Below are 26,575 nucleotides of genomic sequence, written 5' to 3'. Positions count from 1 at the left end.
TAAAAGAATACATGCACTTCTCATAGCACGTAAACTTCTTTTCAACGTATACACCATGACTATGTGACAATAAGGGTATATGCTAATTTGTCACTTAAGTACATTTAATCAAAGCGCTTTGCGATAAAGCGTAGAGCAATTTCAAATTGAAATGCTTAACATTATTAACGAACAAAGAGGTTTATATGAAAACAATTGGCTATGCAGCGCATTCTTCAGACGCCCACATGGAACCGTATCACTTCGAGCGCAGAGCATTGCGCGATAACGACGTGGCCATTGAAATCCTCTATAGCGGAGTGTGTCATTCTGATTTGCATACCGTAAATGGAGATTGGGGCCCTCAGCCCTATCCACTAGTTCCGGGTCATGAAATTGTAGGAAAAGTGATTGATGTGGGCTCGCAAGTTAGTGATTACAGCGTTGGTGACCATGTTGCAGTAGGTTGTATGGTTGATAGCTGTCAAAGTTGTGACCAGTGCGAAAAAAGCGAAGAGCAATACTGCCGTAACGGCATGACGCCGACTTACGGCGCTCCCGATCGCATTTCTGGCGAAACCACACAAGGCGGCTACTCTAAGCACATCGTTGTTCGTCAAGAATTTGTATTGCGAGTGCCTGAAGCTCTAGATCTATCAAAGGCGGCGCCAATTTTGTGTGCCGGTATTACTACGTATTCGCCGTTGAAAACCTGGGATATTAAAGAAGGAAGTCGAGTGGGTGTAATCGGCATGGGCGGCCTTGGTCATATGGCGGTAAAATTAGCCGTAGCCATGGGGGCAGATGTTACCGTTATTTCTCGCTCTAGCTCTAAAGAGAAAGAAGCGAAAGCGAGTGGTGCAAATGATATTTTGGTTTCCACTGATAAAAAGGCAATGAAAGATTCTGCCTGTGCCTTCGACTTAATAATCGACACAGTTCCTGTAAAGCACTCGGTAGACCAATACACACCGTTGTTAGATATTGATGGTACCTTGGTCATCGTTGGTCAAATTGGGCCAATGGAAGAATCGATGACAGCGCCTCTTGTTCTTGGACGTCGTCGCGTAGCGGGTTCTCTTATTGGCGGAATCAAAGAGACCCAAGAAGTATTAGATTTTTGTGCAGAGCACGGCATCCACCCAGAATGTAAAGTGATTAACGCCGACCAAGTGAATGAAGCCTTTGATCATTTAAGAGCCGGTGACGTGGCCCATCGCTTTGTTATTGATATGGCGAGCTTGTCTGTGTAACACGCCCTAGACGTTCGCAGTTATGTAACGGTGGCTTAGCTTTGTATTAGATAAGATAGCCGCTTCATATCTTCGGGCGATTTTTGAATGAATAGCTTTTGCAGGGTTGTGACGCTAAGTCGCCGCCCTGAAATTGATAGAGCGCGGTAAAAAGTCGCGAGAGTAGTGAAAAGGAGTTGAGTTGTGACGCTTGTTTTTGTGCACGGTTCTGGTTGTACCCATCACGTATGGTCTTATCAAACGTCTTTCTTTAATAACAGCATTGCTCTCGATCTTCCCGGGCATCCTAACGGAAATGCACTCACTGACATTGAAGCTATGTTGCAGTGGCTACTATCTGTGCTTGAAGAGCGCAATTTGCATGATGTGGTGCTCGTTGGTCACTCTCTAGGTAGCGCAGTTGTATTAAAAGCCGCTTTAGATATCGCCACTTCTAAAACCGAAAGTCATCGGGCGGCAACTTCCGAGAACAGCAGAATAAAGGGCCTAGTATTAATTGGCGCTGGCGCGAAATTAAAAGTTATGCCGCAGTTTTTAGATGCACTGACTGGGGTGATAGAAAAGGGTGAGGAGTTCCCCGGCTTTTTATTGGCACCAAACCAAACACTGGCTGAACCACTTAGAACTGAGGTGAATACGGCCATGGTGAAAAATGGCGCAGCCGTTACGCTTACCGACTTTTTAATATGCAATAGTTTCGACGTTATGGGCTCATTGCATAAGGTTTCTTTGCCTGTTCAGCTTATTGTGGGCAGTGAAGACGTAATGACCCCCGTTAAATATTCGCATTATTTAAACGAACAGCTTCCAAACGCGAGCCTAAATATTATTGATGGTGGTACGCATATGGTATTTGCCGAGCAGCCAGATATTGTCAATCAATGTATAGAAAGCTTTATCGCAAACCTTGATTGATATAATGCCCAGTTTTAGGCTGGAAAGAAGCTCATACAAAAAAAGCGAGCTCGCGCTCGCTTTTTCATAATGCTTTTGTGCGATACTTTTTCGAGCATCTCAAACCAGTATCTTTTACGGATATCCGATTTTAATATTCAAACATCGCTGAGATAGACTCTTCGTTACTGATACGGCGAATGGTTTCCGCAAGCATTTCAGACAACGTAAGCTGTTTGACTTTCCCCATTTTGCGCATTTCTGGGCTTAGTGGGATAGAGTCTGTCACTACAATTTCATCGATAACAGAATCGCGTAAGTTTGTTACTGCGTTTCCTGAGAAGATGGCGTGCGTGGCATAGGCGTAAACTTTTCTTGCACCGTGTGCTTTTAACGCCTCTGCTGCTTTTGCAAGCGTACCGCCAGTATCAATCATGTCGTCCACAATAATACAGTCGCGGTCTTTAACATCACCAATAATGTTCATTACTTGCGCTACGTTCGCTTTAGGGCGACGTTTGTCAATAATGGCTAAGTCGGTATCGTTAAGCAGTTTCGCTGTTGCACGGGCTCTTACCACACCGCCAATGTCGGGTGATACGACAACAGGATCGGCAAAGTCTCGTCTTACCATATCTGCAAGCAGAATTGGTGTACCGAACGCATTATCAACCGGTACATCAAAGAAACCTTGAATTTGCTCAGCGTGAAGGTCAATCGTAAGAACACGATCTACTCCCACGTTTGACAAGAAATCTGCCACAACTTTTGCAGTGATAGGTACTCTTGCTGAACGAACTCGACGGTCTTGACGAGCGTAACCGAAGTAAGGAATGACCGCAGTAATACGACCTGCCGATGCGCGGCGCAATGCGTCGATCATCACAATCAGTTCCATTAGGTTATCGTTGGTAGGGGCACACGTAGACTGGATAATAAAAACGTCCGAACCACGGACGTTTTCATGAATTTCTACGCTTATCTCACCGTCACTGAAACGGCCTACTTTGGCATTTCCAAGTTTGGTGTAGAGACGGTCGGCGACTTTCTGGGCAAGTTCTGGTACGGCATTACCTGCAAAGAGCTTCATATCTGGCACAAGTGATTTCCTCAGTGCGTTGATAAAAGAGATTTGGCTGGGGTAGCAGGACTCGAACCTACGCATAGCGGGATCAAAACCCGCTGCCTTACCAACTTGGCTATACCCCAATTTTTAAGTTCTGTCCGATGTGGCGTTCACGCTATTTATATTGTTCTTTTTTGTTTAATAGTGGTGAGCTATTTACACCTTTTGCAACAAAACCCTGCCACGCATTTGGCAATAATGCTAATACATGTTCTGCTGAAGCTTTGTCGGAAAAAATGGCAAATACGCATGCACCTGTGCCCGTCATTCTCGACGGTGCGTAGTGTAACAACCACTGTAATAATTTTGCAACTTCGGGATGGCAATTAGCGACTAATTGCTGACAATCATTGCGTGTTTCTTCAAATATGTAGTCTTTCCACTGAATAGGGGGTGTGTTTCTAGGTAAATCTTTGGCTTGAAATACTTCTGCTGTGCTTACGTGTACACCAGGGTTTGCAACTAAATACCACTTTTCTTGCTGCTCGGCTGGTGTGATATTTTCCCCTACGCCTCCTGCAAAAGCGGTTTTGCCCCGAACAAAAATGGGCACGTCTGCGCCAAGTGCTAAACCAAGGTCAGCCAGTTGATCTTCACTAAGCCCTGTTTTCCACAGTAAATTAAGCGCCACTAATGTTGTGGCTGCGTTCGACGAACCCCCGCCGATACCGCCTCCCATAGGTAAGCGCTTATTGAGGGATATTGTGACACCTAACGGCGAATTTGCTTCCTTTGCCAGTAGTTTGGCCGCTTTTACAATAAGGTTATCTTCATCCCTGACGCCCTCAAGTGGGCTAGCCATGGTTATTTTTCCATCATTAGTAATGTCGAAAGCCAGCTCGTCGCCGTAATCTAACATCTGAAAAAGGCTTTGAAGCTGATGGTATCCATTATCTAAGCGACCAAGTATATGCAGAAATACGTTGAGCTTGGCGGGGGATGGCCACCAGTCTTTTTTTAGTGAGTTAGCGTTTGGCATAGATGCACTCATTACAAAGTTGTCCATTTATATATTTTTATTTTTAATTGAGTTTGCGGCGTCAGTGATGCATCAGGTTGTGTGTTTGAAGAGTTCTGTTCTTGTGCGAACGCCTGCTGCATCGGCAATTGAGTTAGCGTAATGCTGTGGGGTAGCCATACACTGCTGTCTACTTTACCGTATTGGCCGTAGCGTACTGTCCAATTGCTGCAGCCATTACATCCGCTTTGTAAAGTATCAACAAGGCCTTTATCGGTTAACGTAAAAGTATCGTCTTTAAGAGGAAGTCCTTTTACCCATGAGAGCAGCGGTGCCACAGGGATGATAATGCCAGTGGTGTTGTAAATTAGCGATTCTGGTTCTGCATCGTAATAAGTTTCACCATCCACCACTAATGTAGATTGTTCACTGGTTACATTTAAGTCAACCATGCTTACGCCGAGAAAATTACTTAATCTAAAATCAAAATCGCCTGAATCGTTTTTCCAGACTAGATTTAGACTTACCGCTTCGTTTCCTTGCTTAAATGCAATTTTGCCGCGCATTTGCCAGCGCTGAATTTCGGCTACCTTTTCAAGCTGTGCGGTGAGGTTTACTGCGTGCTGTGGGCCTTTTGGTGCGGTGCTACAAGCACTTAAAAATACTCCGGTGAGAAGAATTACGGTAATGACACGCAGCATAATGTAAATAATTTCCTTGATGGGTTGGGCGAAAACATCGCACATATTATGTGAACACAGTTTCACGAATACTTTCAATCATTTTGGCTTTTTCGTACAATGCGCGTCCGACGTTGCCAGCACAGATTTGAATGACTTTACTTGCCCTTGGCATTAACCACAAGACAGCCCCCGTAGCGCTTCGCGAAAAAGTGGCTTTTACACCAGATTCTCTGGTGGCTGCGCTTGCGAGTTTGAAAAGTGTTGAGGGTGTAAACGAGTCAGTGATCGTCTCTACCTGCAATCGAACCGAACTCTATGTTAATACGCAAGATGACACCGGAGAAAAAATTCTGCGGTGGTTAAGCGACTTCCACCATCTTGATGAGCAAGAGATTGCGAAAAATAGTTATCTTCTTGCGCAGGATGACGCGGTTAAGCATATAATGCGCGTAGCCAGTGGTTTAGACTCGTTAATTCTTGGCGAGCCGCAAATATTGGGTCAGGTAAAACAGGCGTTTGGTGATGCCAAACATTCTGGCATGATAAGCAGCGAATTCGACAAACTGTTCCAGCACACTTTTTCAGTAGCAAAACGCGTTCGCAGCGAAACCGATATTGGCGCTAACGCGGTAAGCGTAGCTTACGCTGCCGTGCAGCTGGCAAAACATATTTTTGCTGAGCTACCCAAACGCTCTGTGTTGTTGGTTGGTGCTGGCGAGACTATAGAGTTAGTGGCACAGCATTTAAAAGAGCAGGGCGTTAAACGCCTTGCTGTAGCAAACCGCACGGTAGCAAGGGCAGAAGCACTTGCCGAAAAACTCGATGCAAGTGTGTACACACTGTCTCAAGTTCCAGAACACCTGCACGAATTTGATATCGTTATTAGCTCTACAGCCAGCCAGTTACCATTAATCGGTAAAGGCATGGTAGAAAAAGCACTAAAGCAGCGTAAAAATACGCCTATGTTTTTGGTCGACCTAGCCGTTCCCCGTGATATCGAGTCGGAAGTTAACGAGCTAGGCGATGCGTACTTGTACACTGTTGATGACCTACAGCACATTGTTCAAAAGAACTTAGAGAACAGAGAGCAAGCGGCGTTAGAGGCGCAAAAGTTGATTGACGAGCAGGCTAGCCATTACATGAGTTGGAAGCAATCTCAGCAGTCAATAGATTTGGTCAAGCAATACAGACAGAAGGGCATGCTTCACCGCGATGATATAGTGGAAAAAGCAAAAGCCCAGCTAGAAGAAGGCAAAAGCGCAGACCTTGTTATCGAGGAAATGGCGTACAAGCTAACCAATGCGCTGTTACATCCCACCACGCTTGCGCTTCGCGAAGCGGCAAGACACGACGACCCAGCATTGAGTCGCTGGATGGGACAGGCATTAGATTTATCTGATGATCCATCAGATGAAAATAAATAAGGTAATAAAAAGAATATGAAAGAGTCGGTAGTTAGAAAACTCGAACATCTTGTTGAGCGTTTCGAAGAGGTTCAGGCTTTACTTGGCGATCCTGACGTTATCGGCAATCAGGATAAATTTCGCAATTTATCAAAAGAATTCAGTCAACTTGAAGGCGTTGTCGATGGCTTTAATGCTTATCAGCAAGCGCAAGAAAACCTTTCATCAGCGCAAGAAATGATGAATGAAGACGACGCCGAAATGCGCGAGATGGCCCAAGAAGAGTATAAAGAGGCCAAATCTGAAATAGAACGTCTTGAAACAGACCTTCAGTTATTACTTCTTCCTAAAGATCCGAACGATGATAATAACTGCTTTTTGGAAGTTCGTGCTGGCGCAGGTGGCGATGAGGCGGCTATTTTTGCTGGCGATTTGTTCCGCATGTACAGCCGATATGCCGAAAATAAAGGCTGGCGTGTAGAAGTGATAAACGCCAATGAAGGCGAACACGGCGGCTATAAAGAAGTGGTTGCAAACATTAGCGGTGACGGTGTGTATGGAAACCTTAAATTCGAATCTGGCGGTCATCGCGTACAGCGTGTGCCAGAAACAGAATCTCAGGGCCGTATTCATACCTCCGCGTGTACGGTAGCCATTTTACCTGAAATTCCAGAGTCTGAAGCGATTGAGATTAACCCTGCCGACCTACGCATAGATACGTTTAGAGCCTCGGGTGCTGGTGGTCAGCACGTCAACAAAACCGACTCTGCTATTCGTATTACGCACTTGCCTACCGGCCTGGTGGTAGAGTGTCAGGACGAGCGTTCTCAGCATAAAAATCGTGCTAAAGCTATGTCTGTGCTGCAAGCGCGTTTAAATCAGATAGAAGAAGAGAAACGCGCAGCAGAAGAAGCGTCTACTCGTAAGAGCTTGGTAGGGAGCGGCGATCGCTCTGAGCGCATAAGAACGTACAACTTCCCGCAGGGGCGAGTTACCGATCACCGTATCAACTTGACGATTTACCGCTTAGATGAAGTGGTTGCAGGTGATTTAAATCAGCTAATTAACCCTATTTTGCAGGAGCATCAAGCCGACTTACTCGCGTCTTTGTCTGACGAATAGTATGCGCATCGATGATGCCCTTGTATGGGCAGCAAAAGAGCTAGAGGGTGGTGAGTCACCCTCGGTTGACGCTAAAGTGCTGTTAGCCAATGTTATTGGCAAAGATGCCACCTACCTGTTTACTTGGCCAGATAAAACCCTCGAAACACAAGCTTTAGAGAGATTTAAACAGGCGATAGAGCGAAGACGTCTTGGTGAGCCGGTAGCCTATATAACGGGAAAACGAGATTTCTGGACGTTAACGCTTGCTACTTCGCCTCATACACTCATACCACGTCCTGATACCGAGGTGTTGGTTGAGCAAGTGCTTAATCGGTTGCCTCATAGTAATAAAGGTAATGAAGATAATGACGCTTGCTTCTCCATTTGTGACTTGGGCACGGGAACGGGGGCCATTGCGTTAGCGCTAGCCACGGAACTTCCGCAAGCCTCTGTAACCGGTATTGATTTCAAGCAGGAGGCCGTTGAACTTGCCACACACAACGCGTCAGTCAACCGCATAAGCAACGCCACATTTATTCAGAGCGATTGGTTTGCTGCACTCAATAATATGCAGTTTGATGTAATCGTGTCTAACCCGCCATATATTGAAGACTCCAGCACTTACCTAAAACAAGGTGACGTTCAATTTGAGCCTAAAACAGCGCTTATATCTGGAAAAGATGGCTTGCGTGACATCAGGCATATTATTAACAAATCGCAGTCATACCTCGCCGCCGGTGGTCTTATTGCTTTTGAGCACGGCTTTAATCAGGGAGAGTTGGTGAGAACGCTACTACTTAAAGCTGGCTTTACTGATGTTGAAACAGTCAAAGATTACGGTGGAAACGACCGAGTGACCTTGGGTTTTCTTCCAATCTAGCACCGCGTTATCCGCCATGCTGTCAGGGCACTTGCTAATATTGTGATATGCATTAGTATCTTGGTTAAAAAATAAAAAGGACATTTACCCAATGAGTGACGACTTTCTTTTTGCTGAGGATGACGACGATAGTAGCGGTGAGAATCTTGGTAGCTGGAAGATACTTATTGTCGACGACGAGCCCGAAGTTCACACAGTAACTCGGCTTGCATTGAATGACTTTATTCTTAATGGTAAATCACTCGAATTTATAAGCGCTTACAGCGGCGAAGAAGCAAAGGCTATGTTTAGAAAGCATAGCGATATCGCTGTTGTGTTACTCGATGTAGTGATGGAAACCGACGACGCTGGTCTTCAGGTTGCGAATTACATCAGAAACGAATTAGACAATCATTTTACCCGCATTATTCTGCGCACAGGTCAGCCCGGCCAGGCCCCCGAAAAAGACGTCATTATAAACTACGATATCAACGATTATAAATCTAAGACCGAGCTAACAGCGCAAAAGCTTTTTACCGTTATGATTGCTGCGTTACGTTCATATCGCGACATCATTGTAATTGAAGAAAACAGAGCCGGTTTAGAAAAGATCATTGATGCATCGGTAGATCTCTTTTCATCTCATTCGTTAGAAAAATTTATGCAGGGCATTATTCAGCAGCTCGCGTCTATATTGGGTTGTTCTAAGGATGCGGCCTACATCACTACAGCTGTGGCAACCACATCGCGTACACTTGATGTGGATAATGGCAAAATTGATGAAGACGAGCTTTATGTGTTTGCAGGTAACGGAGAGTATTCCTCGAAAGAGGGGCTACCACTTAAAAGTGCAATCACAGATGAAGAGTACGCCCTTTGCGAACAAGCGATGAAAGAAAAGCAAATTGTGTATGCCGACGACCATGTGGTTGCCTATTGCAATAGTAAGTCGCACAAAGGCGCGCTTTTGTATCTTTCTGGTTTGCCTCGCCGTTTGTGTGAAAACGATAAACACCTAGTGAAGCGATTTTCAAACAGCGTTCAACTCGCCTTCGACAACGTGTTAAAGACACTAGATTTGGAGGGCACGCAACGAGAAATTATTGAGCGCCTCGGTCACGCTCTAGAGCACGAATCTGGTGATTCAAACCACATTAAGCGAATGGCAGAAATGGCAGGTTTAATGGCACAAAAATTAGCGCTGCCTGAGCAAGAAATTGATACTTTCAAATTAGCCATATCCTTACATGACATAGGAACATCTCAGGTACCTAAATCTATATTGCACAAAAGTACGCCGTTATCCGACGATGAGATTTTTGCGATTCGTCAGCACGCGGAGTTTGGCTACCAAATATTAAAAGACTCTTCTCGACCTACTATTCAGCTAGCTGCTACCCTTGCGCGCCAGCACCATGAGCGATGGGACGGCGACGGATACCCAGAAGGCTTAAAAGGCGAGGAGATAGATCAAAAAAGTCGTATTGCGACACTGCTAGATGTTTTCGATGCCTTACTTAACGAGCGTCCTTATAAGCCAGCATGGAGCGTGGAAAAGGTTGTAAACACGCTAGAAGAGGAAAGCGGACGCCATTTTGATCCTAAACTGGTGTCTCGATTACTTAAACATTTACCCGCGTTTTTAGAGATACAAGCGCAGTACCCCAACAAAAATCAATAATAGGAACGCAAATTATGTACATGATGGCAAAACATCTTCATTTAACGGCAGTTGTGCTAAGTATTCTTTTCTTTATCTTTCGTTTTGTGTGGGCACAATTCGATGCCACAGTATTAGCAAAAAAATGGATAAAAATATTACCTCATATTATCGACACCATACTGTTGGGAAGTGCGCTTTGGCTATGCGTTATTTTGTCGCAATACCCCTTTGTTAACGCTTGGCTCACCTTCAAGTTATTCGGTGTTATTTTGTATATCGTATTTGGGTTGTTTGCACTGAAAAAAGCGAAGACGGCTGCGAGTCGCTGGGGTTTCTTCGTTGCTGCATTAGCCGTCCTCATGGCAACTGCCATGGTAGCCGTGACAAAGCAACCGCTTTTCTAGAAATTAATATTGGAAGTAAAAATGTCTGTATCTAAGCAAGTGATAAGTGTTGGCAATGTAGAAGTGGCTAACCATCTACCGTTTGTTCTCTTTGGTGGCATGAACGTGTTGGAGTCGAGAGACTTGGCAATGCAAATAGCCGAGCACTATGCTGAGGTGACGCAAAAACTGAATATCCCTTACGTGTTCAAAGCGTCCTTCGATAAAGCCAATCGCTCTTCTGTGACTTCTTATCGAGGGCCTGGCATGGAAGAAGGTCTGCGTATATTTGAAGAAATAAAATCTACTTTTAACGTTCCCCTCATCACCGATGTTCACGAGCCGCATCAGGCAGCACCCGTTGCTGAGGTAGTCGATGTTATTCAGCTTCCCGCATTTTTAGCCCGTCAAACTGACCTTGTTGTAGCAATGGCGAAAACGGGAAATGTGATTAACGTGAAAAAGCCGCAGTTTTTAGCGCCTCATGAGATGCGTCATATCATTGGTAAACTTAACGAGGCCGGTAACGATAAGGTTATCCTTTGTGAGCGAGGAAGCAGCTTTGGCTACAACAACCTGGTGGTTGATATGTTGGGCATGGACGCGATGAAAGCCTACGCACCGGTAATTTTCGACGCTACTCATGCGCTGCAAATGCCTGGCGGTCGTGCAACGTCTGCAGACGGTCGTCGAGCACAGGCTGCTCAATTGGCAAGAAGTGGGATGGCGTTAGGTTTAGGAGGATTGTTCATTGAAGCACATCCAAACCCTGATGAGGCGAAATGTGATGGACCTTGCGCATTACCGCTGTCAAAACTGGAGCCTTACTTAGCGCAAATGAAAGCCTTAGATGATTTAGTGAAAGGGTTCGCAGAGCTTGATACCAGTAATACCTAGTAAAAATCTACCTTTGTTATAGCTAGCAGCCAACAAGATGTCTTGTAGCAAGATTGCACTTAGCGAGATTAAACTTAGCGAGATGAAACTTAGCGAGACGGCATTTAACCGGGTGATTTGTAAACAATTGATATTCAGCGCCGTGGTTACTCGTTGTCTACAGCGAGAATAGCTAAAAAGTGAGTGCTGATGGCGTATGCCGGTGTTAGACACCGGCATGCGGATCAGGTGTGATGAGGAATTATTCGCCCGCTTTTTCTACCAGGCTCTCTTCACGTTGGGTCTTTGCTAACAAGTTTTTGTGTAGCGAGATTTGAGTCTCTTCAGTCAATATTGCCGTTGACTGTTTCTTAACAACAATGTGTGCATCGTTAGCCGGTAATACTTCAGCCATTTTTACATTCGTCATAGCGGTATTGATCAGCGACGCAAGATTGATCTTTTCTGGTTGTACGTTAGCATTTGCAGCGGCGCTTACGAACGCCATAACTGATACACTAGCAACAAGTAATTTTTTCATTTTCACACCTAATAAAAATAATTAAATAAAATGTGTTTAATTGTTAATGCGGTTAACAATTAAGCATCATAAAATACTGAAATTAATAGTTCTTTTTTAATTTCGGGTGAATTGTAGACAGTTTGAGCGTAAAGTGAAAACGAGTAAAAGTATGGCTTACCATTAGTAAATCTAATGCTATTGTCATGATCAGGTCACATTGGATTAAGAAAACGCTATGCATCGACGTTTACCCCCGCTAAATGCGCTAAAAGCCTTTGAGGCAGCAGCTCGACACCTTAGCTTTACTAAGGCGGCGGAAGAGCTTTTTGTGACCCAAGCAGCGGTTAGTCACCAAATAAAAGCACTTGAAGAATACTTATCAATGAAATTATTTCTCAGGCGCAATCGTACCCTGCTGCTCACCGAAGAAGGGCAGGCTTATTTTCTTGAACTAAAAGAAATTTTTAAGCACCTGCAAGATGCCACCGAGCGTTTGTTAGCAAAAGGTAGCAAAGGCGCTATAACGGTAGCCATGCCGCCAAGCTTCGCCAGTCAGTGGCTGGTACCCCGCATCAATAAGTTCAGCATTGCCCACCCAGATATTGATGTTCGTATTAAAGCAGTAGATTTTGATGAAGGATTTTTAGCTGACGATGTCGATGTAGCCATTTACTACGGCAAGGGGCGTTGGACAGGCTTACAAGCCGATCAGCTACACAGAGAGTTTTTAACACCCTTATGCTCGCCCATGTTATTTCAAGGGCCTAAGCCATTATCTACGTTATCAGATCTGCGCCATCATGTTCTGCTTCACGATATGAGCAGAGCCGCGTGGAAAAATTGGCTGAAACATGTCGATGTATTAGGCGTAAATGTTAATCAAGGTCCCGTATTTAGCCACTCTATGCTAGTGCTGCAAGCGGCAGCCCTTGGCCAAGGGATAGCGTTAGGTAACACTATTTTGGCGCGACCAGAAATTGAAGCCGGGCGGTTAGTCATGCCCTTTGAAGAGCGGGTGGAAAGTAAAGATGCGTTCTATCTGGTGTGTGAGGAATCTCAGGCTGAATTGGGCAAAATTGCCGCTTTTAGAGAGTGGATCCTCGCGTTAGTTGAAGAAGAGCAAGACAATGTTTGATATTGAAATAAAAAGAGCAGCTTCGCCTTTTGCACGCCTGTTTTTAGCCCATGGGGCAGGAGCCGGTAAGGAGCATGAGTTTATGCAGGCGATGTCGCTGCATCTCACAAACCTTGGTATTGATGTTGTACTGTTTAACTTTGCTTATATGCAAACGATAAAAGCTACCGGAAAGCGCCGTCCGCCAGACAAAGCAGATAAATTGCTTCAGCATTTCACAGACGTAATTTGCGACGTTAACGCAAAAGAGCCTCTGCTGCCTTCGTTCATTGGCGGTAAGTCAATGGGCGGGCGTATGGCAACCATGTTGTTGAGCGAAGCAACTGCATCTCAGCAACATCAATCCAATGAACCTTCCGTTGAGCAATGTGAGTATTTAGCTGGTATCTACGGCGCTATCGCTCTTGGCTATCCGTTTCACCCTCCTGGAAAACCAGAAAAAACGCGCACAGCGCATTTAGAAACACTCACCAAGCCGCTGCTTGTTATGCAGGGAGAGCGTGATACCTTCGGCACTCAAGCAGATATCAGTACATATTCACTGTCTTCGTCGATAAAGGTGAAGTATCTGCCCGACGGCGAACATAGCTTTAAACCCAGGAAAGCGAGTGGATACACACAAGAGTCTCATATTCAAACCGCGGCCGAAGCTACAGCTGAATTTATAAAAGCAGTAATGAATGAGCGAAAAAGCGTTATAGAAGAGACCGGTTTGGATGAGAAGTCGCACGCTCAGAATTCATCTGCTGAGAGGTTGTTATGAAAAGCGATACAAAAAGCTATACGAAAAGTCACACGAAAAACGAAACGAAGAGCCAGACTGACACCGTTAATGAGAGCACCTGCGAAGATACAAAAAGTATTGCGAAAGTCTATTTAGTTATTGGAGCACTTGCGGCTGGGTTAGCCGTGATATTAGGCGCATTTGCTGCGCATGGCCTCAAAGCTGTGCTGTCCGCACAGCAATTAGCCACATTCGAAATTGGCGTTCGGTATCAAATGTATCACGGTCTAGCACTCTTGTGTTTACCAGCCCTGTCCACAGTAATAGTGTCGAAATGGGCAAATCGTGTGGGTTTTTGTTTTACAGTAGGCTGCGTACTATTTAGTGGTAGCTTGTATGCCCTTGCCATCACAGGAATTAAATGGCTTGGACCTATCACGCCGTTAGGTGGCACATTTTTCATCGTTGGCTGGACGCTACTTACTGTTGCCTTAGTAAGGTCTAAAGCTAGTAAAAATGCTCAGGAAAACCTAGGGCAAACAGTATCGCCAGAGCAAACCGCTGATTCTGAGCAACAAAATGCAAGTCAATTTAAATGAGTCAAAAATGAGTCAAACTAGTGTAATAGCCTATTGTCGCCCAGGGTATGAAAACGATGCTGCAAACGAGCTAACCACGCGCTATGGCGAGGTAAGTATATATGGGTATCCGGTCTCAAAGAAAAATAGCGGGTTCGTGTTATATCATCTCTATGATGCGCAGCAGCTCAGTAACGCCATTGCCGAGTTCGCCGTTAGGGATACTATTTTTCCTCGTCAATTAATTGCTGCTTTTGCGACCTTAGCGAATATCGAAAAAGAAGATCGCGTGGGCCAAATTCTTGAGTGTCTGAAAGATGTTGAAAAACCCTTGTCTATCTTTGGAGCCATTGATATTGAATATCCTGATACCGAAGAAGGGAAAACATTAGCCAAGTTTTGCAAAAAGTTTACTGTGCCCATGCGCCAAGCTCTTCGCAAAGCAGGTTGGCTTACTGCAAAGGAAAATACCGGCAAAGCAAAAATTCATATTTTCTTTGAGTCCTTCGAGACATGCCACATTGGCTATTCGTTACCCACTCATGCAAGCAAAGACCATCTGGGAATATGCAGACTTAAATTTCCCAGCGACTCACCAAGTCGCTCAACCTTAAAACTAGAAGATGCTCTGGTTAATATGTTGAGCTCTCAAGAGCAAGCAAAAGTGCTTCGCAGCGGCGGGAGAGCGGTAGACCTGGGCGCCTGCCCTGGTGGTTGGACTTATCAGCTGGTAAAACGAGGTATGTATGTAGAGGCCATTGATAACGGATTGGTAGCCGACTCACTCATGCAAACAGGTCTTGTAGAACACCACGCCGCCGACGGCTTTACATATAAACCACAATTTGGTCGCGTCGATTTATTAGTCTGTGATATGATAGAGCAACCCGATAGGGTAGCAAAGTTAATGGGCGATTGGCTGGTAAAACACTGGGCGACGCATGCTATCTTTAACCTAAAGCTCCCTATGAAACGGCGCTTTGAAACAGTGGAAGACGCTGTAGCGCTGCTAAAGACGCGATTACAGGCATTGGAAGATGCGTTTTCGGTCAAGGTGAGGCATCTCTACCACGACAGAGATGAAGTAACAGTAACAATTATTCGCACTTCAAAACATGAGGTGTGATTTTGTTATTTTAAAAAAAGTGTCAAAAATGAATAAGTTTTTGATATTTATAGAAAAGAATTAATCGGGGCTTGGTTTTGTACAGTCGATTTATCGGTTTGTGCTAAAAAAGGTGTAAATTTGGTACAGAAATCCTTATAATCCAGCCGTTTTTTTACTCTGAACCAATTGAAAGTGAACTAATGTCAGACTTATCTCATTACAGAAACATTGGTATTTTCGCCCACGTAGACGCGGGTAAAACTACCACAACAGAACGTATTTTGAAGCTAACCGGTAAAATCCATAAAACTGGTGAGGTTCACGATGGTGAATCTACTACCGACTTCATGGAACAAGAAGCTGAGCGTGGTATTACCATCCAGTCTGCAGCGGTAAGCTGTTTCTGGAAAGACCACCGTTTCAACGTTATCGATACTCCTGGACACGTTGACTTCACCGTTGAAGTTTACCGTTCACTAAAAGTACTTGATGGCGGTATCGGTGTATTCTGTGGTTCTGGTGGTGTTGAACCACAATCAGAAACTAACTGGCGTTATGCTAACGAATCAGAAGTTGCACGTATCATTTTCGTGAACAAATTAGATCGTATGGGTGCTGATTTCTATCGCGTAAAAGAGCAAGTTCGTAAAGTGCTAGGCGCTACACCTCTTGTTATGACATTACCTATCGGTATTGAAGACGAATTCGTTGGTGTTGTAGACGTACTTAACAAGCAAGCATACGTTTGGGATGACACAGGTCTTCCTGAAAACTACGAAATTAAAGACGTTCCAGAAGACATGGTTGACTTGGTAGAAGAATACTACGAGCAACTAATCGAAACTGCTGTAGAGCAAGACGATGACCTTATGGAAGCGTACATGGAAGGTGAAGAACCTTCTGTTGAAGACATCAAGCGTTGTATCCGTAAAGGTACTCGCGACCTTGCATTCTTCCCAACATACTGTGGTTCTGCATTTAAGAACAAAGGTGTTCAGCTAGTACTAGACGCCGTTGTTGATTACTTACCTGCGCCTACAGAAGTTGATCCACAGCCTCTAATGGACGAAGAAGGTAACGAAACTGGCGAACACGCTATCGTATCTCCTGATGAAACGTTTAAAGCGCTTGCGTTTAAAATCATGGATGACCGTTTCGGTGCCCTGACATTCGTACGTATATACTCTGGTAAACTTAAGAAGGGTGACACCATCCTTAACTCGTTTACTGGTAAAACAGAGCGTGTTGGCCGTATGGTTGAGATGCAAGCTGATGAGCGTATTGAATTAGAAAGTGCTCAAGCCGGTGACATCATCGCAATCGTGGGTATGAAGAACGTTCAAACTGGTCACACACTTTGTGATCCGAAAGACAAAGTAACGCTAGAGCCAATGGTATTCCCAACTCCAGTAATCTCAATTGCTGTACAGCCTAAAGATAAAGGCGGTAATGAGAAGATGGGTATTGCTATCGGTAAGATGGTTGCTGAAGATCCGTCGTTCCAAGTAGAAACTGACGAAGATTCTGGTGAGACTATCCTTAAAGGGATGGGTGAACTTCACCTAGACATCAAAGTGGACATTCTTAAGCGTACTTACGGTGTTGACCTTATCGTTGGTCAGCCTCAGGTTGCTTACCGTGAAACTATCACGCAACAAGTTGAAGATAGCTACACGCACAAGAAGCAATCAGGTGGTTCTGGTCAATTTGGTAAAATTGACTACCGCATCAAGCCTGGTGAGCAAGGTTCAGGCTTCACGTTCAAGTCAACAGTTGTTGGTGGTAACGTACCAAAAGAATTCTGGCCTGCAGTAGAGAAAGGCTTCAAGTCAATGATGGACGAGGGTGTTCTAGCTGGATTCCCAGTACTTGACGTTGAAGTTGAACTTTACGACGGTGGTTTCCACGCAGTAGATTCATCTGCAATCGCATTTGAAATTGCAGCGAAAGGCGCATTCCGTCAGTCTATTCCTAAAGCAGGTGCACAACTTCTTGAGCCAATCATGAAAGTTGACGTGTTTACTCCTGAAGATCACGTTGGTGACGTAATCGGTGACCTTAACCGTCGTCGTGGTATGCTAAGTGACCAAGAAGCAGGTTTAACAGGCGTTCGCATTAAAGCCGACGTACCGCTTTCAGAAATGTTTGGTTACATCGGTTCACTACGTACAATGACATCAGGTCGTGGTCAGTTCTCTATGGAGTTCAGCCACTATGCACCATGTCCACAGAACGTATCTGACAAAGTAATTGAAGAAGCGAAAGCACGCAAAGCTGCTAAGTAATTAGCAACTTGCTTCCACCGCTTTAGCGGTGGTTTTAATAGTATTTAAAGCCAGTCTTCACAGACTGGCTTTTTTGTTTGCCCAGCGAAGCTGGCAAACCCGTCAGGTTGAAAGAAACCTGAATCACCCTGACTGAGGGGAAGATAATCCGAATGGCAAGGGCGTTGTTGGCCAACGGCAGGGTCTCCGGGGGCCGGCCCGAAGCAAGCCATAGGAAGTTAGAGGTACACAACGCAAGTGAACCTGATTCGGCAAGACAGGAGGGTAAGCGTGCAAAATAGCGCGAAGCCCGATACTCAGTCAGTCCTGTTTTGTGTTTGAGGGTGGAATTTCTAACAGGGAGCCAGTGCAGTAACTGGGGAAGCCTGGCATTAGATCCAATCAAATGGTTGGACGTATCGTTCAAGGAGTGATCCAAGAATGTTGCGAGTGTGAGGTGGCATAACGTGGTTACCAGATAGAACCCGTAGTAGTGAGTAAGGCTAGGCCGATGAAAGCCAGTAATGGTGTGGAGGGTAAAACCAAGCCGACTATCAGCATTGTGTTTGATAGGATCTATTTTAGCCAAAAGCTTAAATGGATTGCGAAGGGGGGAAGCAGACTTTAAGACTCTGATGAGTTGTGAGTTTTTTTATCATTGATACACAAGCCGCCAGATCAGCGGGACAAGTCGAATCGGTGCGCTAGGAATAGTGATGTCTGGTGAGACAGGCCGTATATGGGAAGTAATTGTAGTCAAATTTGGTAGATTGCCTCAGTGCTAGAACGCCAAACCCTGCAATGAAAGTTACCACAATGTTAGAAAATGAACGATGTCCATAGGGCGCACGATACTAGATTGCAAATTAGCATTGTGTCACTTAGCAAGTGATATGAAGTATGCAGGAGCCGTATACGAGGCCCGTACGTACGGTTCTGTGAGAGGGATGAGGCGCAAGCCTCACCCTACTCGATGTTTGCCCAGCGAAGCTGGCAAACCCGTCAGGTTGAAAGAAACCTGAATCACCCTGACTGAGGGGAAGATAATCCGAATGGCAAGGGCGTTGTTGGCCAACGGCAGGGTCTCCGGGGGCCGGCCCGAAGCAAGCCATAGGAAGTTAGAGGTACACAACGCAAGTGAACCTGATTCGGCAAGACAGGAGGGTAAGCGTGCAAAATAGCGCGAAGCCCGATACTCAGTCAGTCCTGTTTTGTGTTTGAGGGTGGAATTTCTAACAGGGAGCCAGTGCAGTAACTGGGGAAGCCTGGCATTAGATCCAATCAAATGGTTGGACGTATCGTTCAAGGAGTGATCCAAGAATGTTGCGAGTGTGAGGTGGCATAACGTGGTTACCAGATAGAACCCGTAGTAGTGAGTAAGGCTAGGCCGATGAAAGCCAGTAATGGTGTGGAGGGTAAAACCAAGCCGACTATCAGCATTGTGTTTGATAGGATCTATTTTAGCCAAAAGCTTAAATGGATTGCGAAGGGGGGAAGCAGACTTTAAGACTCTGATGAGTTGTGAGTTTTTTTATCATTGATACACAAGCCGCCAGATCAGCGGGACAAGTCGAATCGGTGCGCTAGGAATAGTGATGTCTGGTGAGACAGGCCGTATATGGGAAGTAATTGTAGTCAAATTTGGTAGATTGCCTCAGTGCTAGAACGCCAAACCCTGCAATGAAAGTTACCACAATGTTAGAAAATGAACGATGTCCATAGGGCGCACGATACTAGATTGCAAATTAGCATTGTGTCACTTAGCAAGTGATATGAAGTATGCAGGAGCCGTATACGAGGCCCGTACGTACGGTTCTGTGAGAGGGATGAGGCGCAAGCCTCACCCTACTCGATATTGGCGAAGAGATTTTTTCAAGGCGCGGTTATGGTGTTTCATCTTCAACGTAACCTTGGCTTTATCGTCACCAATACCTTCACGGCTGTAACTACTCTCGATAAAGAGCAACGTCATTTCACTAAGGATCTTTTGAGTATTTTCATTTAAATGCGAAGAGACCTTGTTGAGATATTCCCGAGGGCTTAAATATTGCCTTTCAACGCCGCTATGTTTTTCAATGGCTGACAAAGCGTTAAGATAAATACGGTGATACTTAGGCAGGGTAGACTGGCGCTGGATAGGAAAGAAATACACCAGCAATATAACGCCTACAATGCTCAAGGTAGCCAGAAATACTGCGGTCATTTTCTTTGTCGTGATTTGGCCTAATAAGTCTTCAAGTAAGTCTTTTTGCTTGTTTGCATCGAATCCTAAAATCCACTTACTCCATTGATAATCCATCTGCCGCATCCAGTTTTGCAGCGTAGTAAATAGCGCTCCTTCCCGCAAATCACCTAACAGTCCGTCGGTACGCTTTTCACCAAATTCAGCTAAAGCCTGCTCAATGCCATACTGCAAACGCGAAGGCGCTACCATGCTGGTGGGGTCGTAGCGCACCCAGGTATCGTCTATTAACGCTTCCACCCACGCATGCGCGTCGTATTGTCTTACTTGCAACACGTTATCGTCTAGTTGCTCACCTCCCTGATAACCTGTCACCATTCGGGCTGGCACACCGCCTGCTCGCAGTGCAAACGTCATGGCACTGGCGTAATGAGCACAAAATCCGGCTTTTTCTTCAAATATAAATCTATCGATAGGGTCTACCGGCATCGCGTTAGGCTCTAGCGTGTAGGTAAAGCCCTGTTGTTTGAAGTAGTTCATTATGGCTGATGCTAACCCCTTGGGCGTTGGGTTCGCTTGTTTAAGGTTGCTTACCCACTGGCGAGTTTCTTGGTTAGATGTTGCTGGCAATAAGCTATTCAACTGCCGCTCAAATTCGCCAACCGGGTTGGTTACCGGCGCAGTGGGTAGGTAATCGAAGTAAAACGACTTTTTGCTCATAAGTGGCGTCGATGTCCGTAGGGTGTAGTCGAACTGCGCATTAACCGTAATGTTATTTTTTCCATTATTGGGCGCGGATAACTCCAGAGCAAACAGCCAGTTTTGCTTTGTGGGTTCAACAATCATTTCATAGCTTTTTGTCTCGCTTACACTGCTTTCATCGCTTTCTTCACTTTCGGCAGTATTGGCAAGACGTACAAGAGGAGGCGTACGCCGCATAGTTGCAAGCTGTCTTTCTGCCTGCTTGCGTTTTTGACTTATTGACCATGTTTTGCCATTAAAGTCTTCCATAACCAGGGCACGCCAGTAGCGCTGTTGAGGCTCTGGAACGGCGCTCGCTGATGGAAAAGTGGCAGTGAACGCGAGCTCTGATGATTTTGCCAGTGACGCTATGTCTCCGGGCGTTACTGTGTCTGACAGACCCGTTTGCTGAGACTTGGACGTGGGCATTTGCCACAGCGGCGGCAGTTGAGGCATCACCAAAAACAGTAATGCAGCAATGGGAATAGATTGAACAACCAAAGTGCCTACAAATTTAGCGCTACTTTTAAGCGGGGTTATCGGGCCATGGTAATAGGCAAGGGAGAGCAATAAAAATAGCAAAACTCCAAGATACCCTAGCCATGCAATAACACTGAGCGCTGAAATAAAGCCGCAGCCAATAAGAAAGAGGCTGGTACAAAAAAGAAGGTGGAAGTCTCGTTTGCTATCTAGCAGCATAAGTTTAAGGGCAAATGCGATAGCCAGCAGATTAATCATGCTGTTAAGCAAGCCTATTGAAAAGCCAAACCATGTAAGCGCAAACAAAGATAACACTGCGAGCAAGTTAACGGTGCGAGCATTGGGCAAATGACTGCTCTTTTCAAAAGAGACAGTGCGAACAACAATGGCGCACAATCCCAATATGATTACCCATATCATCAACTCTTCGGTTAGTGTAAGTAGCAATACTCCGTACGCAATAGCCAGCATGAAATATGAAATAGGCTTGTGAGATGATAGCGCCGAAGGCTTTAAAAGCGCTATCACGATGACGCTGCCTCTGCTGAGAAGGTGTCATTTGGATAGGTGCGCTGTGGTAAATTCAGAAGTGACAGTGCTTTTAAGCATTGATGAGTATGGCTGTCTCCATAATGGGGGCTAATATCGATAGAGCGATACTGCAAGCCAAACTGATTACCATTTTTACTCTGCTCAATAACATGATGGGTGAGAATACTGATAGCCCGCTCAACGTCTATTTGGTTATCTACAGAAAGATAATATTTTTCGTTAATAGGATCTGAAAACTGTTTAACTACCCAGTCACCGCTTTTAGCAACTTGCTTCCAGACCACCCGGTTGAGCGGCTCTCCTGCTTTATAGTCACTCAGGCTATGAAAGTCTGTACTGCTATGGCTAGAGGTTGTTGTATCGTTTTTACTTTGCTCTGACTCATCAAAAGGTAAGGCGACTTGTATTGCCTCATCTTGCAGTGGTTTAGGGTAAACCAATATATCTGCATCAAAGTCGAGGTGTGTCCAGCATTTAAACAAACCCAGTGGAAAATCGCAGGCAAGGGTAAGTCTAGGTAATGAATATTTACCCCTTTTGCTTCTTTTAATGGGTACTGAGAGCCGTTGTTGAGATTTTTCTTCGGCGTTAAGAATAAAAGACACGTGCTCTTTTGTGTCTAACCACCTTGCAACTAAATTACCTTTGCACGGTTTGTCTTGCTGTGCGTAATGCTTAATGACAACAAGCTGAAATGTACCTGTTTGATGGCAATGAAAAGGGGCTGTTGGCTGGGATTTTACCGCCAGGCGGGCAAAGTTTTGATGAGTGTAAAATAGCGTAAGAAGCATCACACTCAGTAAAATATAGCTCAGCAATACCATAAGATTGTTTTGATAATTCGTGCCCAATAAAAACAGACAAAGCGCCATAACAATAAACGACCAGCCAAAGCCAGTGGGTAATACAAAAATGGAATTCAAGGTAAGGCTGTGCTGTGAGGCTGGCGGAATTCGCTTATCTAACCATCTTGAAAGCATTGTTGATAAGATTGCTTTCCTACGTTGAGAAAGCCGTGCTCTTACACTCGTATTTTGCTTTTGCTTGAATTCGTGCTTCGCCGCGTTAGACACCGTTATTAACCTTACTCACCTTATCAAGCCGCCAGAGGATCGATGCTTTCAAGCAGTTTTTTACTGAGCGTTTCGCCAGCAGACTCTCTCGCGTAAGTGCTGTTATCAAAGCCAGTGCCTTGATGCTGTGATGATGACGTTAGTCTGTGAGCGGTAATGGCCGTAAATACCGCTTGTACATCATCCGGGGTTGCAAACGCCTTGTTGGAAATAAAGGCCCAGGCTTTTGCTCCTTGCAAAAGCGCTCTACTGGCTCGTGGCGAGAGCGGGTTGGGGTAAGCGCTGTTACTTCTACTTTCATTAACCAGCATCAAAATGTAATTGATAAGCGCATCACTGGCGTGCACGTCATCAACACTTTTTTGAAGCGCCGTAAGACTCCTTTCATCTAATATCTGTGAAAGTGCGGTTGAAGCATTAGATTGTTTCAGCATAGCTTTTTCGGCATCCCACTCTGGGTAACCTAACGATATACGCATGAAAAACCTGTCGAGCTGAGATTCTGGCAGCGGATATGTGCCCGACTGAGAACTTGGGTTTTGAGTCGCTATAACGAAAAAAGGCGAGGGCAGAGAGTGAGTCGTGCCATCTATACTGACCTGGCGCTCTTCCATAGCTTCAAGTAAGGCACTCTGGGTTTTAGGACTTGCTCTGTTTAGCTCGTCGGCCAGCACCACTTGACTAAAAATAGGGCCGTGGCGAAAAGTAAATTGTTTATCGGTATCGGCCTCGCCAGTGTGGAAAATATTAACCCCTAGCATGTCGGAAGGAAGCAAGTCTGAAGTAAACTGAATGCGTGAATATTGTAACCCGAATACTTGGGAAAGCGCATGAGATAGGGTGGTTTTCCCCATGCCTGGTAAATCCTCAATAAGCAGGTGGCCGTTTGAGAGCAAACAGGTAAGCGCCAGCTTGAGTTGGTGCTGTTTGCCAATTATTTTTTCACCTAAAGCCTGTAAAATTTCTTCAATATCTAAACGCATTGCATTATCACTTAAGGTTAATTGTTGTGGATTGCCTACTTCATTAAACATGCTTGAATTAAAGCACATAATTGCAGCTATTATTTACTGTTACGTGCCTGCCTTCATTAAAGCGCAATAGTGCTGTTGTAGCTTCTTATTACTTTTTGGGGCGCTTTGTTGTCGTTGCATTCTCATAAATGAACCAGAATTGTTTTTTAGTTCAGTCTATTAAAAGCCGCATAGTTTAATTCTAGCAATGTCGGCATAGTAGATTCTGCTGTGCTTTAATACCCAAGTATATTTGCTCATTACTTGGCTGCTTACATATTAAGTGGCATTTTGTGCTGCGTAGTTATTCTGGGTTGTCTATAATGGTGCATCTAAAAAAGGAAGTAGTTATGAAAAGCATTGAAATAGATGATGATTTATATGCCTTTATCGCCAGTCAAACAAAGCATATTGGTGAGAGTGCATCGCAAATTTTAAGACGTTTACTGTTACCCGAAGACGGGGCAGCACTGCACAGCGTTAAAACGCCAGCGGCATCTTTGGCAAACAATACAGCAAACAGCTCAGTAAAGAATGCGAGTGCTTCGCAAAGTGCTGAAGCGGATAAAAAGGTAGAAGTATCAACAACTCAAAAACAAGTGCCTTCTGCAACCGCCATCTCAAATACGGCTACCGAAAAAGCCACAGTAACCAGACAACGTAAATCGACTGCAGGCGCAGCTCAAGATGATGCGAGCACTAGCACGTCAGCAACCTCCTCTTCAACGAGCAGAGCGAAGCAATCTCCGGTGAAAAAGGCAGCCTCGGCAAAAGCAGCGGTAACATCTGCAGCACCAGTTAACGAGAATGCCGATAGTGAAGCAAGCAGCGCTGCACAAGCTCATGATAAAGACGATATTTTAACTCTGGTATCTAAAAGCGCATTGTCTACATTCACAAAACGAGTAGATCAATTCTTGTTCGTTTTAAGTGCAGCGCACAAACTTAATGCAGATAGCTTCGAGCGCGTAGAATCAATTAAGGGCAAAAATAGAACCTATTTCGCAACAAGCAAAGAAGCCTTGCTCGAGAATGGCAGTAGCACCAATCCCAAAGCGATACCAGACAGTTCTTATTGGGTAGTAACCAATAACAACACCGCTAAAAAAGTGAGTATGTTGGAACAGGTCTTGCGTCAGTTAGGCTATTCACCAGAAGTTATCGACAGCGTGATCTCTCGTTTCTCTTCTGAAGGCAAATAATCGACCCTATATCATAAAGGACTAAAACATGGCATTACACCCTCAAGCTGGACAGCCTGCGGCAAAAGAACAGCTTATTAACGTTGCGCAACTGGTAAGTCAGTACTATAGCTTTAAACCTGATATTCGCGAGGCTGGTCAAGGCGTATCCTTCGGTACGTCTGGTCATAGAGGTACAGCGTCAAACTGTACTTTTACCGATACCCATATCAGTGCCATATGCCAAGCGTTGGTTGAGTACAGACAGCAAGAGGGAATAACGGGGCCTTTATATATAGGGAAAGACACCCATGCACTTTCTGAACCCGCTATGGTGACTGCAATAGAAGTACTTTGCGCCAATGGTGTCGATGTTGTTGTTCAACGAAGTGATAATGCAAGCTTGGGCTATACACCAACGCCGGTTATTTCTCGCACTATAATACGCTATAACCGAGATAACACGGAACATCAGGCTGACGGCATTGTAATTACGCCATCACACAACCCGCCTTCAGATGGTGGATTTAAATATAATCCTCCCCACGGCGGTCCAGCCGACAGCGATGTGACCAAACTCATCCAAGACAGAGCCAATGCGCTTATTGCCGATGGAAACAAAGACGTTAAAAGAATTGATATTTTAAATGCCCGCGAGCGCAAGCTTGTTCGCGAAGAAGACTTCATGGAACCCTATATTGATGACTTAGCGAAGGTTATCGATATGGAAGCGATTGCTAAAGCAAACCTCACGTTGGGTACAGACCCGCTCGGCGGGGCAGGCATAGGCTATTGGTCGCGTATAAGCGAAAAATACGGTATCAAAATTGAAGTGGTCAACGACAGTGTAGACCCCCAGTTTGGTTTTATGCGAAGAGATAAAGACGGCAAGCTGCGCATGGACTGCTCTTCTGCTTACGCCATGGCTGGACTTATTGAACTGAAAGATAACTTTGATTTAGCGTGGGGCAACGATCCAGACTTCGACAGACACGGCATTGTGTGTAAGAGCGTAGGGCTGATGAACCCCAATCATTATCTTGCTGTGGCCATTAATTATTTATACACCCACCGCACCGAGTGGCCAGCTTCACTTAAAATAGGCAAAACCTTAGTATCTAGCAGCATGATTGACCGCGTAGCGAAAAGTTTAGGCAGACCGTTGGCAGAAATGCCCGTTGGCTTTAAGTGGTTTGTAGACGGACTAGCCAATAGCCACATTGGCTTTGCGGGCGAAGAAAGTGCCGGAGGCATTTTTCTAGAGAGAAATGGTGACACTTGGGCAACTGACAAAGATGGCTTCATTCTTTGCTTACTCGCCGCTGAAATTTTAGCGGTAACGGGTAAAGACCCAGGCGAGCACTATATTGCTTTAACAGAACAATTCTCTGCTCCCGTTTATAACCGTGTCGATGTTGCCGCCACCCTAGAGCAAAAACAAAAACTATCGGCAATGGATGCCTCTGTTGTAACCAACGATATGCTGGCGGGAGAGCCCATTGTATCCATACAAACTCACGCACCTGGTAATAACGCAGCTATTGGTGGTGTGAAAGTATCGACTGAAAATGGCTGGTTCGCTGCGCGTCCTTCAGGTACCGAGCAAATATATAAAATATACGCAGAAAGCTTTAAAGGTGAAACTCACTTACAGAACTTAATTGAAGAGGCCGAAGCGTTAGTAGGTAAAATTATCGGTTAGCGCTTAAAAATTAAACTGCTTTTAGCTTTAAATGTAATTTAAATGTTAAAAAACGCATGAATGCATACGAATTCATGCGTTTTTTTGTTTTGTTTACAAAATAATAACAACATAATCGTTTAAGTATTGATATATTAC

General features: G+C 44.9%; 24 protein-coding genes and 1 tRNA gene. 15 read left to right on the top strand and 10 right to left on the bottom strand.

Features of this window, described 5'->3' with window-relative positions; translation table 11 throughout:
- Positions 1 to 185 precede the first annotated feature (185 nt).
- Together CW735_RS12585 and CW735_RS12580 are read left to right on the top strand one after the other, a co-directional pair.
- Complete coding sequence (locus CW735_RS12585) at positions 186 to 1,232, top strand: NAD(P)-dependent alcohol dehydrogenase (RefSeq protein ID WP_100972465.1); 1,047 nt, start codon at positions 186 to 188, stop codon at positions 1,230 to 1,232.
- A 183-nt stretch (positions 1,233 to 1,415) separates the two neighbouring features.
- A complete protein-coding gene (locus CW735_RS12580; RefSeq protein ID WP_100972463.1) occupies positions 1,416 to 2,147 on the top strand; it encodes an alpha/beta fold hydrolase in 732 nt (243 codons plus the stop codon).
- A gap of 130 nt (positions 2,148 to 2,277) precedes the next feature.
- Here CW735_RS12580 and CW735_RS12575 read toward each other — a convergent pair whose 3' ends face one another.
- From CW735_RS12575 to lolB, 4 genes are all read right to left on the bottom strand, one after another.
- On the bottom strand, positions 2,278 to 3,225 hold the full coding sequence (locus tag CW735_RS12575) for a ribose-phosphate pyrophosphokinase (RefSeq protein ID WP_071979298.1): 948 nt from the start codon (positions 3,223 to 3,225) through the stop codon (positions 2,278 to 2,280).
- A 34-nt stretch (positions 3,226 to 3,259) separates the two neighbouring features.
- Positions 3,260 to 3,335, bottom strand: a tRNA-Gln gene (locus CW735_RS12570).
- A gap of 32 nt (positions 3,336 to 3,367) precedes the next feature.
- Positions 3,368 to 4,243 (bottom strand): 4-(cytidine 5'-diphospho)-2-C-methyl-D-erythritol kinase, encoded by an 876-nt coding sequence (gene ispE / locus CW735_RS12565; protein ID WP_442857491.1) that lies wholly within the window; start codon positions 4,241 to 4,243, stop codon positions 3,368 to 3,370.
- Entirely contained in the window at positions 4,243 to 4,911 is a 669-nt protein-coding gene (gene lolB, locus CW735_RS12560; protein WP_071979297.1) for a lipoprotein insertase outer membrane protein LolB, read from the bottom strand. Before lolB ends, ispE begins: the two co-directional genes overlap by 1 nt.
- Positions 4,912 to 5,042: 131 nt before the next feature.
- Between lolB and hemA the strand changes: the two genes are divergently transcribed.
- From hemA to kdsA, 6 genes are all read left to right on the top strand, one after another.
- Positions 5,043 to 6,317, top strand: coding sequence for a glutamyl-tRNA reductase (hemA, locus tag CW735_RS12555; RefSeq protein ID WP_100972461.1), 1,275 nt, complete (start codon positions 5,043 to 5,045; stop codon positions 6,315 to 6,317).
- Between the two features lie 15 nt (positions 6,318 to 6,332).
- Complete coding sequence (gene prfA / locus CW735_RS12550; RefSeq protein ID WP_071979295.1) at positions 6,333 to 7,418, top strand: peptide chain release factor 1; 1,086 nt, start codon at positions 6,333 to 6,335, stop codon at positions 7,416 to 7,418.
- Between the two features lies 1 nt (position 7,419).
- Positions 7,420 to 8,280, top strand: coding sequence for a peptide chain release factor N(5)-glutamine methyltransferase (gene prmC, locus CW735_RS12545; RefSeq protein WP_100972459.1), 861 nt, complete (start codon positions 7,420 to 7,422; stop codon positions 8,278 to 8,280).
- Positions 8,281 to 8,371: 91 nt separating this feature from the next.
- Positions 8,372 to 9,940 (top strand): DUF3369 domain-containing protein, encoded by a 1,569-nt coding sequence (locus CW735_RS12540; protein WP_071979293.1) that lies wholly within the window; start codon positions 8,372 to 8,374, stop codon positions 9,938 to 9,940.
- Between the two features lie 14 nt (positions 9,941 to 9,954).
- A complete protein-coding gene (locus CW735_RS12535; RefSeq protein ID WP_071979292.1) occupies positions 9,955 to 10,326 on the top strand; it encodes a SirB2 family protein in 372 nt (123 codons plus the stop codon).
- A 21-nt stretch (positions 10,327 to 10,347) separates the two neighbouring features.
- Positions 10,348 to 11,202 (top strand): 3-deoxy-8-phosphooctulonate synthase, encoded by an 855-nt coding sequence (gene kdsA / locus CW735_RS12530; RefSeq protein WP_071979291.1) that lies wholly within the window; start codon positions 10,348 to 10,350, stop codon positions 11,200 to 11,202.
- Between the two features lie 241 nt (positions 11,203 to 11,443).
- Here kdsA and CW735_RS12525 read toward each other — a convergent pair whose 3' ends face one another.
- Entirely contained in the window at positions 11,444 to 11,722 is a 279-nt protein-coding gene (locus CW735_RS12525; protein ID WP_071979290.1) for a hypothetical protein, read from the bottom strand.
- A 217-nt stretch (positions 11,723 to 11,939) separates the two neighbouring features.
- On the opposite strand from CW735_RS12525, the gene CW735_RS12520 reads away from it, so the two are divergent.
- From CW735_RS12520 to fusA, 5 genes are all read left to right on the top strand, one after another.
- Positions 11,940 to 12,839: a transcriptional regulator GcvA gene (locus CW735_RS12520; RefSeq protein ID WP_071979289.1), complete on the top strand. Its 900-nt coding sequence runs from the start codon at positions 11,940 to 11,942 to the stop codon at positions 12,837 to 12,839.
- On the top strand, positions 12,832 to 13,602 hold the full coding sequence (locus CW735_RS12515) for an alpha/beta family hydrolase (RefSeq protein ID WP_232368282.1): 771 nt from the start codon (positions 12,832 to 12,834) through the stop codon (positions 13,600 to 13,602). The genes CW735_RS12520 and CW735_RS12515 overlap by 8 nt, the downstream gene beginning before the upstream one ends.
- A 98-nt stretch (positions 13,603 to 13,700) precedes the next feature.
- Positions 13,701 to 14,162 (top strand): DUF423 domain-containing protein, encoded by a 462-nt coding sequence (locus tag CW735_RS12510; RefSeq protein ID WP_232230637.1) that lies wholly within the window; start codon positions 13,701 to 13,703, stop codon positions 14,160 to 14,162.
- A gap of 7 nt (positions 14,163 to 14,169) precedes the next feature.
- Positions 14,170 to 15,267: a 23S rRNA (cytidine(2498)-2'-O)-methyltransferase RlmM gene (gene rlmM / locus CW735_RS12505; RefSeq protein WP_071981203.1), complete on the top strand. Its 1,098-nt coding sequence runs from the start codon at positions 14,170 to 14,172 to the stop codon at positions 15,265 to 15,267.
- Positions 15,268 to 15,449: 182 nt separating this feature from the next.
- Positions 15,450 to 17,534, top strand: a complete 2,085-nt coding sequence (gene fusA, locus CW735_RS12500) for an elongation factor G (protein ID WP_071979286.1) — start codon at positions 15,450 to 15,452, stop codon at positions 17,532 to 17,534.
- Positions 17,535 to 17,568: 34 nt separating this feature from the next.
- Here the strand turns inward: fusA and CW735_RS19580 are convergent, their stop codons facing one another.
- The 5 genes from CW735_RS19580 to CW735_RS12475 all read right to left on the bottom strand — a co-directional run bounded on the left by CW735_RS19580 (position 17,569) and on the right by CW735_RS12475 (position 23,524).
- Positions 17,569 to 17,940, bottom strand: a complete 372-nt coding sequence (locus tag CW735_RS19580; protein ID WP_198521020.1) for a hypothetical protein — start codon at positions 17,938 to 17,940, stop codon at positions 17,569 to 17,571.
- 534 nt (positions 17,941 to 18,474) lie between these two features.
- Positions 18,475 to 18,819, bottom strand: coding sequence for a hypothetical protein (locus CW735_RS19575; protein ID WP_198521019.1), 345 nt, complete (start codon positions 18,817 to 18,819; stop codon positions 18,475 to 18,477).
- A 534-nt stretch (positions 18,820 to 19,353) separates the two neighbouring features.
- The gene (locus CW735_RS12485) at positions 19,354 to 21,444 is read right to left on the bottom strand and encodes a transglutaminase family protein (RefSeq protein WP_232368281.1); all 2,091 of its coding nucleotides are present in this window, start codon (positions 21,442 to 21,444) and stop codon (positions 19,354 to 19,356) included.
- A complete protein-coding gene (locus tag CW735_RS12480; RefSeq protein ID WP_157812687.1) occupies positions 21,441 to 22,448 on the bottom strand; it encodes a DUF58 domain-containing protein in 1,008 nt (335 codons plus the stop codon). Before CW735_RS12480 ends, CW735_RS12485 begins: the two co-directional genes overlap by 4 nt.
- 116 nt (positions 22,449 to 22,564) lie before the next feature.
- A complete protein-coding gene (locus CW735_RS12475; protein ID WP_100973259.1) occupies positions 22,565 to 23,524 on the bottom strand; it encodes an AAA family ATPase in 960 nt (319 codons plus the stop codon).
- A gap of 380 nt (positions 23,525 to 23,904) precedes the next feature.
- Here CW735_RS12475 and CW735_RS12470 point away from each other — a divergent pair, with 380 nt between their 5' ends.
- Positions 23,905 to 24,756, top strand: coding sequence for a hypothetical protein (locus CW735_RS12470; protein ID WP_100972455.1), 852 nt, complete (start codon positions 23,905 to 23,907; stop codon positions 24,754 to 24,756).
- Positions 24,757 to 24,784: 28 nt separating this feature from the next.
- Positions 24,785 to 26,437, top strand: a complete 1,653-nt coding sequence (gene pgm / locus CW735_RS12465) for a phosphoglucomutase (alpha-D-glucose-1,6-bisphosphate-dependent) (protein ID WP_100972453.1) — start codon at positions 24,785 to 24,787, stop codon at positions 26,435 to 26,437.
- The last annotated feature ends 138 nt before the right edge of the window (positions 26,438 to 26,575 follow it).

The organism is Alteromonas sp. MB-3u-76, assembly GCF_002831605.1.
Classification (GTDB): domain Bacteria; phylum Pseudomonadota; class Gammaproteobacteria; order Enterobacterales; family Alteromonadaceae; genus Alteromonas; species Alteromonas hispanica.
This window is presented reverse-complemented; position numbering and strand designations above follow the sequence as displayed.